The sequence below is a fragment of the Streptomyces sp. NPDC046379 genome, from assembly GCF_055587785.1.
Genome location: NZ_JBVJFP010000019.1, coordinates 43,173 through 54,378 on the forward strand (window position 1 = coordinate 43,173; position 11,206 = coordinate 54,378).

General features: G+C 71.2%; 9 protein-coding genes. 1 reads left to right on the top strand and 8 read right to left on the bottom strand.

The window, feature by feature from the left end:
- Positions 1-139 precede the first annotated feature (139 nt).
- The 3 genes from ACZ6KF_RS28180 to ACZ6KF_RS28190 form a co-directional block, all read right to left on the bottom strand.
- Positions 140-1,669 carry an SPFH domain-containing protein gene (locus ACZ6KF_RS28180; protein WP_356631942.1) on the bottom strand — a complete coding sequence of 510 codons (1,530 nt, stop codon included), beginning with the start codon at positions 1,667-1,669 and terminating at the stop codon, positions 140-142.
- 106 nt (positions 1,670-1,775) lie between these two features.
- A complete protein-coding gene (locus ACZ6KF_RS28185) occupies positions 1,776-2,279 on the bottom strand; it encodes a hypothetical protein (RefSeq protein ID WP_356631944.1) in 504 nt (167 codons plus the stop codon).
- 206 nt (positions 2,280-2,485) lie between these two features.
- Positions 2,486-3,529 (bottom strand): saccharopine dehydrogenase family protein, encoded by a 1,044-nt coding sequence (locus ACZ6KF_RS28190; protein ID WP_469240942.1) that lies wholly within the window; start codon positions 3,527-3,529, stop codon positions 2,486-2,488.
- Between the two features lie 128 nt (positions 3,530-3,657).
- Here ACZ6KF_RS28190 and ACZ6KF_RS28195 point away from each other — a divergent pair, with 128 nt between their 5' ends.
- Entirely contained in the window at positions 3,658-4,593 is a 936-nt protein-coding gene (locus ACZ6KF_RS28195; RefSeq protein ID WP_356631948.1) for a helix-turn-helix domain-containing protein, read from the top strand.
- Between the two features lie 129 nt (positions 4,594-4,722).
- Here the strand turns inward: ACZ6KF_RS28195 and ACZ6KF_RS28200 are convergent, their stop codons facing one another.
- The 5 genes from ACZ6KF_RS28200 to ACZ6KF_RS28220 all read right to left on the bottom strand — a co-directional run bounded on the left by ACZ6KF_RS28200 (position 4,723) and on the right by ACZ6KF_RS28220 (position 11,038).
- On the bottom strand, positions 4,723-5,646 hold the full coding sequence (locus ACZ6KF_RS28200; protein WP_356631950.1) for a carbohydrate ABC transporter permease: 924 nt from the start codon (positions 5,644-5,646) through the stop codon (positions 4,723-4,725).
- 2 nt (positions 5,647-5,648) lie between these two features.
- The gene (locus ACZ6KF_RS28205; protein ID WP_469178894.1) at positions 5,649-6,542 is read right to left on the bottom strand and encodes a carbohydrate ABC transporter permease; all 894 of its coding nucleotides are present in this window, start codon (positions 6,540-6,542) and stop codon (positions 5,649-5,651) included.
- A 160-nt stretch (positions 6,543-6,702) separates the two neighbouring features.
- Positions 6,703-8,019, bottom strand: coding sequence for an ABC transporter substrate-binding protein (locus ACZ6KF_RS28210; protein WP_356631954.1), 1,317 nt, complete (start codon positions 8,017-8,019; stop codon positions 6,703-6,705).
- A gap of 47 nt (positions 8,020-8,066) precedes the next feature.
- Positions 8,067-9,800, bottom strand: coding sequence for an alpha-glucosidase (locus ACZ6KF_RS28215; protein ID WP_356631956.1), 1,734 nt, complete (start codon positions 9,798-9,800; stop codon positions 8,067-8,069).
- Between the two features lie 56 nt (positions 9,801-9,856).
- On the bottom strand, positions 9,857-11,038 hold the full coding sequence (locus ACZ6KF_RS28220; RefSeq protein WP_356631958.1) for an ROK family transcriptional regulator: 1,182 nt from the start codon (positions 11,036-11,038) through the stop codon (positions 9,857-9,859).
- Positions 11,039-11,206: the final 168 nt, after the last annotated feature.

The following is an 11,206-nucleotide window of genomic DNA, read 5'->3' on the forward strand; positions in this document are numbered from 1 at the left end:
GCCGCGCGGTCCGCGATGCATCGCCTGCCTGAACGGAAGGACGTGCCGCACGGGCCCCGGCGGCCGGCGAAGCCGCCCGGGCTCGCTGCGTGCCGGGGCGACGCCGCGCACGGCGCGGCGGGCCGCCGTTCTTCGCGAGTCAGCCGATCGGGATCTTCGCGTTGGCCTCGGCGGCCGGCGTGGCCGCGGGCCGGACGTCGCCGTCGCGCCGGGTGAGGCCCTTCAGCAGTTCCGCCAGGTCGATTCCGGTGGTGGAGCCGAGCAGTTCCATGCCCTGGGCGACGTTGTCGGCGACCGTACGGGACAACTGGCCTGCTCCGTCGGTGGAGATGACCGTCATCTTGTCCACCGCGCTCAGCGGCTCGGACGCCTTGGCGACGACCTGCGGCAGTACCTCGACGAGCATCTGCAGGACGGCCGCGTCGCCGTACTGGGCGAACGCGTCGGCCTTCTTCCGCATCGCCTCGGCCTCGGCCGCGCCCCTGGCGCCGATCGCCGCCGCCTCGGCCTCGCCCTCCAGCCGCACCGCCTCCGCGATCGCGGCACGGCGGGAGCGCTCCGCCTGACCCTGCTTGAGGCCCTCGAGCGCCTGCGCCTCGGCCAGCGCGCTGCGCCGCTGCTTCTCGCCCTCACCCGTGAGCCGCGACCGCTCGGCCTCCGCCTGCGCGGCGGCGATGGCGGCCGCCCGCTCGGCCTCGGCCTGCTTGACCCGGGCGACCCGCTTCGCCTCGGACTCCTGCTCGGCGGCGTAGCGCTGGGCGTCGGCGGGCTTGCGCACCTGGGTGTCGAGCTGGCGGTCGGTCAGGGCGGCCTGCCTCTCGGCCACCTTCTCCTGCTCGGTGAGGATCTCCTGCTGCCGGGCGGCCTCGGCGAGCGGGCCGGCGGCGTTCGCGGAAGCGGCGGCCCGGTCGGTCTCCACCTTGATCTCGGCCTGCTTCAGGTACAGGGTCCGCTGCGCGACGGCTATCGCTTCCTCGGCCTTCAGACGGGCCTGCTCGGCGGCCCGCCGCGCCTCGGCCTCGGCGATGTCGGCCTCCTGCTTGGCGCGGGCGGCCTCGGGGCGGCCGAGGTCCTCCAGGTAGGAGCCCTCGGTGGTGATGTCCTGGATCTGGAAGGCGTCCAGCACCAGTCCCTGCCCCGACAGGCTCGCCTCCGCCTCCTCCGCGACCTGCCCGGCGAACGCGGCCCGGTCGCGGATGATGTCCTCCACCGCCATCCGGCCCACGATCGCCCGCAGCGCGCCGGAGAGCACCTCCTGGGTGAAGCCGACGATGCCGTCCTGCTGCATCAGGAACCGCTGCGCGGCAGCGCGGATGGCGTCCTCGGTGCCTCCGACCTTGACGATGGCGACACCCTCCAGGTTGGCCTTCACCCCGCGCAGGGTGACCGCGCCGCGCACCGCCACGGGAATGTGCCGCGACGACAGATCGAGGGTGAACTTCTGCTGGACGAAGGGCACGACGAACACGCCGCCGCCGACCACGACCTTCTGGCCGCTGTTGTCGGTGAAGACCCGGCCGGTTGCCGGGTCGGTGGCCTGCTTCCCGCGCCGCCCGGTGACGATGAACGCCTCGCTCGGACCGGCCACCTTGTACCGGCCGGCGACGACCAGTGCGATCAGCACGAGGAGTACGACGACTCCTCCTGCCGCGATGACGACAGAACTCATGATGATGTCCCCTCAGCCCTCCCTGCGGACGGCGGTCGGTAAGGGTGCGTGGATGACGGCAGCGCCGCGGCGGTGCCGTAACGCAAGCGGCCGTGCGGGCGCCTGGTCAGCCGTCGACCGGGCGTACGGACACCGCCGACTGCGACAGCGTCTGTTCGACCCAGACCTCGGACCCCCGGGCCACCGGGACCGGGCTCTTCGCCGCGAGTTTCACCGGCTGCCCGGCCAGGCGCACCAGCACCTCGCCGTAGCCGCCGGCGGGGATGGCGGTCACGACCGAGCCGGACACGCCGACCAGGTCACCGTCCCGCGGAGCCGCTCCGGACGCGTCACGCATGAGCGCCCGGCTCAGACGGCAGGCGAACCAGCCGGTGAGGACACCGGCCGGCGCCCCGATCGCCGTCGCGCCCGCCGTGCCCAGCCCGGTCGTCCCCAGGACGATCGCTCCCGAGAAACCGGCCATGGACAGGAACCCGGCGATCACCGGCAGCGACAGCAGGCCGTCCCCGACGGAGATGCCGTCGAGGAGCCCCTCCAGCACACCGTCGAGGACGAACGACAGGGCAAGAAGGACGACCCCCGCAATGCCGAGCCCCAGAAACCACGCCATCCCCGCACACCGCCTCTCCGTGCCCTCCCCCGCCGGCGCACGCATCGTCACACGCGGCCGGGGGGCGGGACATTGCCCGGCACCGGCAGTCTTCACGCCGCTTCCATGCCGCCCCCGGCACAGCCGAACGGTCTCCCGGGCCGCCCCCGAGGGCGCTCGGTATCCCCGCCATGCGCTCACGGGGCGGCCGGGCGGATGACGCCGCGTCAGGCGAGTTGTTCCTGGGCGTGCAGGTCGAACGCGATGCGGGGGGCGAGCGCCCGCAGGAAGTCGGGGGCGTCGAAGATCTCGCCGGCCGGGGTGACGCCAACGGCCCTGGTGCGGCCGGTGAGGACGCGGTCGAGGGCTTCGACGACGAGGGGTGCGGTGATGGCGTAGATGTCCTGGCCGGCGGCCGTGGCCCGGCGTACGGCGTCACCGGAGCGGACGACGACGTCGACGAGGAAGGTCTGGGCGGAGCGGCCGCTGTCGTCGGCGGCGGTCGGGGCCGGTGTGTCGGGGGCGGCGAGGTCGCGGGCCGCCTCGGCGTTCATGTAGGTGGTCACGTCGGGGATGGGCAGGTGCTGGGGGACGGTCACGACGTCCGCCATGGTGAACTCCGCGATCACGGACCGGCGTCCCACCGGCTCCGGGAAGGTCCACTGCGTGGTGGGCGCGGCATCGGTGCGGCGCTCCCATTGTCCGGCGCGGTAGCGCAGGCGGGCGTTGCCGCGCCGCTCGCGGGAGACCGCGCCCGACAGCCGGGTGCCGGCGGTGGGGTGCCAGTTGCTGAGCGCGTAGGCGATGTGGGCCTCGTCGGCCGCGGTCCAGTCGCCCATCGCCGCGGTGGCCAGCAGGTCGCCGAGGCCGCCGAAGAAGGCCATGGCCGGGACGATCACCGCTCCGGCGTCCCGGGCGCGCTCGCGAAAGTGCGCGAAGGTGTCGAGGTTGGCCTCGATCTCGGCGGCCACGTCCAGGTAGGGAATCCGGGCCCGGAGCGCGGCCTCGATCACCGGGCCGGTGGTCGAGGCGAACGGGCCGGCGCAGTTGATGACCGCCGCCGCACCGGCCAGGGCCCGGTCCAGCGAGGCCGGGTCGTCGGCCGATGCCGCCCGGGCCTCCAGCCCGTGCCGGTCGGCCAGTTCGCCCAGCGTCCGCGCGTTGCGTCCGGACAGCACCGGGACGAACCCGCGTGCGGCGAGTTCCGCGACCACGAACCGTCCGGTGTGACCGTACGCACCGAACACCGCCACCAGCCGGCCTGACCCCATGAGACTGCTCCCGTGTACTCGATCGTCCGCTGCGATGTCGATCGCCGGCGGCCTGACCTCCGCATCCTGTCCCTCCGGAGGCCCCCCGCACTATCGTCGGAAACGACACGCCGCATACAGTTTCGGACATGCATCGCGTCGCGCTGGCCGTCACCGACGGCATGCTCCACTACGAACTGTCCGTGGCCCTGGAGATTTTCGGAGCCGACCTGACGCACGTCGTGGACCCCTGGTACGACTTCGCCCTCTGCGGGCCCGGGCCGGTGCGCATCAACCGCTTCCGCCTGGAGCCCGACCACGGGCTCGACCACCTCGCACAGGCGGACACCGTGCTCGTGCCCGGCTGGGCCGACACCGACCGCGAGCCCGCGGCGGAACTGGTCGACGCGGTGCGCGCGGCCCACGCGGCAGGCGCCCGGGTGGCCTCGCTGTGCACCGGCGCGTTCGTCCTGGGCGCCGCCGGCCTGCTCGACGGAAGGCGCGCCACCACGCACTGGGCCCACACCCGGGAGCTGGCCCGGCGGCACCCGGCCGCCACCGTCGATCCCGACGTCCTGTACGTCGACAACGGCGACGTCCTCACCTCGGCGGGCAAGGCCGCCGCCATGGACCTGTGCCTGCACCTGGTCCGCCTCGACCACGGCTCGGCCAACGCCAACAAGATCGCCCGCCGTCTGGTCGTCCCGCCGCATCGCGACGGCGGCCAGGCCCAGTTCATCGCCACCCCCGTCCCCGAACCGGGCAACCACCCCCTCGGCGAGCTGTTCCCCTGGGCCCTCCAGCGCCTCGACCGGCCCCTGACCGTCGAGGATCTCGCCCGCCGGGCCGGCCTGAGCTCACGCCACCTGGCCCGCCACTTCAAGCACCTCACCGGCACCACACCCCTGCAGTGGCTCCACACCCAACGCATCCGCCGTGCCCAGGAGCTGCTGGAGACCACCGACGCCACCGTCGACGCCGTCGCCGAGGCCGCCGGAATGGGCACCGCCACCACCCTGCGCCGCCACTTCCAGCGCGCCGTCGGCGTCCCGCCCGACACCTACCGCCGCACCTTCCGCCCCTGAAGGAACGGTTCCGGGGAACCGGCAGCCCGTCCTTCCTGTGTCGTTGCGGCGGAGGGCCGGTGCTGTACCCCGGATCCGGCTGCGGGGCGGCTGGGGCCGGATCCGGGGTGGCGGGTGACCCGTGGCGTGTTATTTCACGGCGCCGGCGGTGAGGCCGCGGGTGAGAGTGCGCTGGAAGACGAGGAAGAAGGCGATCATCGGGATGACGCCGAGGAGGGCGGCGGCGCTCATGGCGGTGGGGTCGCTGGTGTACTGGCCCTGCATGACGGACAGGCCGAGGGGGACGGTCTGGTTGTCGTTGGAGATGAGCAGGACGAGCGGGTAGAGGAATTCGTTCCAGCTCCAGACGAAGAAGAACACGCACATCACCGACAGGGTGGGCCAGCTCATGGGCAGGATGATGCGCCAGAGGATGGTCCAGCGGCCGGCGCCGTCGAGGGAGGCGGCCTCGATGAGTTCGCGGGGGAAGCTGCTGAAGACGGAGGAGAGCAGGTAGGTCCCGAAGGCGCTGTAGGTGATGCCGACGAGGATGGTGTAGCCGAGTTTGCCGTCGTAGAGGCCGAGTTCCTTGAAGAGGTAGTAGACGGGGTAGACCAGGCCTTCTTGCGGCACGACGTTGACGCCGAGGAAGAAGACGAGGAAGGCGGTGCGCCATCGGATGCGGCCGATGCCGATGGCGTAGGCGTTGAAGAGGGCCAGGGCTACGGCGATGACGACGACGCCGAGGCTGATCTGGAGGCTGTTGATCAGTTTCTGGGTGAAGTCGACGCGTTCCCAGACGTCGCCGATGATCGCCCAGTTCCACTGTTCGGGCCAGGACAGTGAGCCGTTGGCGCGGTAGTCGGCGCTGGTCTTGAAGGAGTTGACCAGGATGACGAGGAACGGTGCGAGGAAGGCGAGGACGAAGACGGTGACCGCGGCCACGACCGCGTAGGAGCCCGGGGTGCGGCCGTCGACCGTCGTCTTTCTGCGGCGCCGGGGCGCGGTGTGGCCGGGCGGCGGGGTCGCGGTCTTGAGGTCGCCGGCGGCGATGTCGGTGGTGTGGGTGGTCATGGTCATCCGTCCTCGCGGGCCTGGCGGGTGAGCATCGTCGCGGCGATGATCAGCACGAGCAGGGTGATCGTGCTGGAGATCGCCGAGCCGTAGCCGACGTCGGCGCGTTCGAAGAAGTTCTGGTAGGCGAAGTACGCGGGGACGAGGGTGGAGTTGCCGGGGCCGCCGCCGGTGAGGACGAAGATCTGGGCGAAGACCTTCAGGCCGGCGATGGTGGTGGTGACCAGGACGACGTAGACCTCGGGCCGCAGGATGGGAGTGGTGATGCGGGTGAAGCGCTGCCACCATGTGGCGCCGTCGAGGGAGGCGGCCTCGTGCAGTTCGGGGTCGATGCGCTGCAGGCCGGACATGAACAGCACCAGGGGATAGCCGAGCTGCATCCACACCAGGACGCCGAGGACGACCCACAGGGCCAGGTCGGGGTCGCCGAGCCAGTTCTGGGTGAGCGAGGCCAGGCCGATGGTGTCGAGGATGCTGTTGACGGCGCCTTCGGGGGCGAGGATCCAGCCCCACATCAGGCCGGTCACGGCGACGGGGATGACCTGGGGCAGGTAGAGGCCGGAGCGCAGGACGCCGACGATGCCGTCGCCGTGCTTCTTGCCGACGTAGTCGAACAGCAGGGCGGCGAGGAACAGTCCGAGCAGGGTGGGCACGGCCGCGATGCCGACGATGACGAAGGCGATGTTGCGGAAGGAGGCCCAGAAGTCGGCGTCCTGGAAGAGGCGGGTGTAGTTGTCCAGGCCGGTGAAGGCGGGGTCGCCGATGCCCTGCCACTTGGTGAGGCTGTAGTAGAAGGTCATCACCAGCGGGACGACGAGGAAGAGCAGGCTGAGCAGCAGGCCCGGTGCGAGGAAGACGGCGTACCCCGTGGACCGCGGGTGACGTGTGGTTTTCACTGTTGCTCCTAGGTGGGCGGGACGGCGGCCCGGCGGGCCGGGCCGCCGTCCCCTGAAAGCGGCGCGGCGTCCGGGGGCGGGGCGGCCCGGCCTGCGGCGGCGGGTCGGTCGTGTCCCCGGGCGGTGCGGGGTGCGGCCGGTGCTGGTGGCCGCGGTGCTGCTAGGACCTGGTGGCGATGTACTTCTCGTAGGGCGCCTCGAGTTCGTCGAGGACCGTGTGGGGCTTGGCGCCGTTCATCAGGTTCTGGGTGGCGCTCAGCCAGGTGTCGTAGTAGCCGGTCACCGGCCAGTCCGGGTAGAAGGCGAGCCCGTTGTCGTCCTGGTAGGTGTTGAAGGCGGTGATCAGTTCCCTGGCCTTGGTGTTGGTGATGGTGTCCGCCTTGACGGCCAGGGGGACGTTGCCCTCTTCGCCGATGAGCTTTTGGATCTTGTCCGACATGGTGATGTCGATGAAGTCCTCGGCGAGCTGCTTGTTCTTGGCCTTGGCGGGGATGACCCAGTGGTTGCCGCCGGAGCCGAGGGTGTCCTCGCTGCCGGGGTAGGGGGCGGTGGACCACGCGAAGTCCGTGATGTCGGTGGACAGGCCGCCGAACCACCAGTTGCCGCCGACCATGATGGGCCGCTTCTGGGAGACGAACTGCTCGGTCATGTCGTTGCCCTTGAGGCCGACGTCCTTCTTGTCGAAGTAGCCCTTGTCGACCCACTCCTTGTACTTGTTCACGGCGTAGGTCATCTCGGGGCCGTGGAAGTCGACCTTGCCCTGGTAGAGCTGGTAGTCGTCGACCCAGGCGTCGTTCGCCTCGGACAGGGCGAGCAGGTAGAGCCAGTGGCCGGCGGGGTGGTCGTTGCCGGCGTTGGCGAGCGGGGTGACGCCGGCGGCCTTGAACTTCGCCAGGGCGGCCTCGAAGCTCTTGAAGTCGGTGGGCTTGTCGACGCCGTGCTTCTTGAACAGGTCGTCGTTGTAGTAGGTGAGGACGAACTCGCCGTAGTTGGGTATGCCGTACCACTTCTCGCCGCCCATCTCGCCCTTGTCGTCGTAGCGGGCGGTGACGGAGGCGCGTTCGCTGATCCTTTTGTCCCAGCCGCGTTCGGCCACGACGGCGGTGAGGTCGGTGAGCAGGCCCTGCTTGGCGAGCAGGCCGGTGGTGGCGTTGCCCTTGTTGTACTCCATGACGTCGGGCGCCTTGTCGGAGTTGAGGATCATGCCGGCGTTCTGCTGGATCTGCTCGAACGTCTTGCGCTCGAAGACGACCTTCACGTCGGGGTGGGTCTTCTTGAACTCGGTGATCGCCGCGTTCCAGGCGTTGCTCAGGGCGCCGTCCTCCTGCTCGTAGTGCCACAGACGCAGCGTCTTGCCGTCGCCCGCTGCGGTGCCGGAGCCGCCGCAGGCGGTCAGCGGGGCGAGCAGGGCCAGGGCGCAGGCCGCGAGCAGGAGGGGCCTTCTGCGGGCGGTGGTGCGGGGGCGGGGGTTGTTCATGGCTGGTTCCTTGATGTGCGTCGTTGCGGCAAGGGCGGGCTGTGGGGTCAGGCGGTGGCGCGGCGGTGGACGCGGGCTTCCCACGGGCGCAGGGTGTGCGGGCTGGTGAGGGGTGCGTCGGCGGGGACGTTGGCGATGAGGGTCTCGCTGTGCTCCCAGCCGTCGGGGAGGTCGACGGTGAGGTCGGTTCCGCCGAAGTTGGCCAGGACGAGCAGTTCGGTGGCCCTGGCCGCGTCGTGGCGGAGGAAGGCGTAGAGCTGCTCGTGCTCCGGGTGGAGCATGCGGAAGTCGCCGTGGGTCAGGGCGGGCTCGGTGTGCCGCAGCTCGATGAGGCGGCGGTAGTAGTGGAAGACCGAGTCGGGGTCGGCGAGCTGGGCCTTGGCGTTGACGGTGGCGTGGTCGGGGTTGACCGCGATCCAGGGCGTGCCGGCCGTGAACCCGGCGTGCTCGGTGGCGTCCCACTGCATCGGGGTGCGGGCGTTGTCGCGGCCGCGGTGCCGCAGCCCTTCCAGGATCCGCTCCTCGTCGACGCCCAGGGCGCTCTGGTCGCGGTGGTGGTTGAGCGACTCGATGTCCCGGAAGTCCTCGATCGAGGTGAACGGGGCGTTGGCCATGCCCAGTTCCTCGCCCTGGTAGACGAAGGGCGTGCCGCGGTGCAGGTGCAGGACGGTGGCCAGGAGTTTGGCGGAGCGGTCGCGGTGGGCGGTGTCGTCGCCGAAGCGGGAGACGACGCGGGGCTGGTCGTGGTTGTTCCAGTACAGGCTGTTCCAGCCGGTCTCGCCGAGGCCGGTCTGCCAGCGGCCGAGGCTGGCCTTGAGGTCGGTCAGCTTCAGGGGGCGGACATCGAACTTGCCGCCGGGGCCCTGGTCGAGACCGACGTGCTCGAACTGGAAGACCATGTCGAGTTCGCGGCGTGCGGGGTCGGTGAAGAGCTTGGCCTCCTCCACCGTGACGCCGGGCATCTCGCCGACGGTGAGCAGCCGGCGGGGGTGGCCGGCGAAGACCTCGCGGTGCATCTCGGCGATGTACTCGTGGATGCGCGGTCCGCACACGTAGTGGACGCTGCCGTCGCCGTACCGGTCGCCCTCGCGCACAGGGCCGTCGGGCAGGCCCTGCGCCTTGGAGATCAGGTTGACGACGTCCATGCGGAAGCCGTCCACGCCCCGCTTGAGCCACCAGCGCATCATCGCGTACACGGCCTGCCGGACCTCGGGGTTGTCCCAGTTGAGGTCGGGCTGCTTGCGGGAGAAGAGATGAAGGTAGTACTCGCCGCTCGCCTCGTCGTAGGTCCAGGCCGGGCCGGAGAAGAAGGAGCCCCAGTTGTTCGGTTCGGCGCCCGGCGTGCCGGGCTCCATGCCGTCGCGGGGCGGGCGCCAGATGTACCAGTCGCGCTTCGGTCCGCCGGGGCCGCCGTCGCGGGAGGCGGTGAACCAGGCGTGCTCGTCGCTGGTGTGGTTGACCACGAGGTCCATGACGAGCTTCATGCCGCGCTCGTGCACGGAGTCCAGCAGCCGGTCGAAGTCGGCCAGCGTCCCGAACAGCGGGTCGATGTCCTGGTAGTCGCTGATGTCGTAGCCGTTGTCGTCGTGCGGCGAGGGGTAGACCGGGGAGAGCCACAGCACGTCGACGCCGAGCTCGCTGAGATAGTCGAGGTGCTCGATGACGCCCTGGAGGTCACCGACGCCGTCCGCGTCGGAGTCGGCGAAGCTGCGCGGGTAGATCTGGTAGACCACCGCGTTGCTCCACCAGGAGTCGGCGGGGCCGGCCGCGTTTTCGGGCACGTCAAATCCTCATCGTGGGTCTCGGGTGTGATGGGTGGTGCGGTGAGCCGGATGGGTCAGGACAGAGCGGCGCCGACCGCGTCCTGGATGACGAGGCAGGCGGCGCCCCGGGCCCACAGGTCGTGGCGTACGGGGTCGACGTGGACGTCGCAGTCGTGGGCGGCGGTGGAGAAGGCGTGGGCCTGCAGGGCCTGGGTCATGGCCGGGCCGAACAGGTCGTGGGCGGTCGCGCCTTCCCCGGCGATGATGATCTTCTGCAGGTTGAGCAGGTTGCACAGGACCGCCAGGCCCCGGCCCAGGGCGGTTCCGGCCTCGGTGAAGGCGGAGCGGGCGACGGTGCGCGCCGAGCCGGTTCCCGTGCGGGCCAGTTCCCTCGCCTCGGCGATGCCGGCGCAGGACACGCCGGCGTCGCGGAGATGGCCCAGCACCGCGCGGTCGCCGGCCAGGGCCTCCAGGCAGCCGCGGCGGCCGCAGCTGCACATGGGTCCCACCAGGTCGAGGGGCAGGTGGCCCAGCTCGCCGGCCAGGCCGGTGGCGCCCGAGAAGAGGGCGCCGTCGAGGAGGAGGCCGCAGCCGATGCCAGGGCCGACGGTGACGACGGCGAAGGAGTCGACGTCGCGGCCCTGGCCGAACCAGCGCTCGGCCACCACGAGGGTGTTGACGTCGTTGTTGACGACGACCGGCAGCCCGGTCGCCTCGCGCAGCGGGCCGGCGACGTCGACCTTGTTCCAGTCCAGCAGCGCCGAGTAGCGGCAGATCCCGGCGCCGGAGTCGACGTGGCCGCTGACCCCGACCCCGAGGCCCAGCACCCTGTCCGCCGCTTCGGGCGCCTCTGCGAGGAGCCGCCGGGTCAGGTCGGCGACGGCGGACAGGGCGGTCTCGGGGGTGCAGTCGCCGATCGGCTCCTCCGCCCGGGCCAGGACGCCGGCCGCCATGTCGGTGACCACCGCGGAGACCTGGGCCGGGCCGATCTTCGCGCCGACGACGATGTGCTTCTTGGCGTTGACCTGGAGCATCTTCTGCGGCCGGCCCCGCCCCTGGGGGGCGGTGTCCAGCTCGCGCAGATAGTCGTGCTCCAGAAGCGGCGGGAGCATCCGGGTCACGCTGGAGGGGACGAGCCCGAGCCGCTGCGCGAGCTGGGTGCGCGAGATGGGCCCCGCGGTGAGGACGGTCGCGAAGATCTCCGCGCGGGTTTGCTCACCGACAAGCTCCGAGAAACGGACCTTGGAAGGGCTCATCACACATGCCTCCGAAGCAGTGATCGATCGGGAGAGCGGCGGCGGCCGCTCGGCCACGCGGTCAGATGGGGGGCGGTAAGGCGAGTACGGCGACCGTCACGACGGCCTCCCTGCGTATCACGGCGGCCGCCGGGCTGGTCGGCCGACTGCGTATGGCAGGAGTCTTGC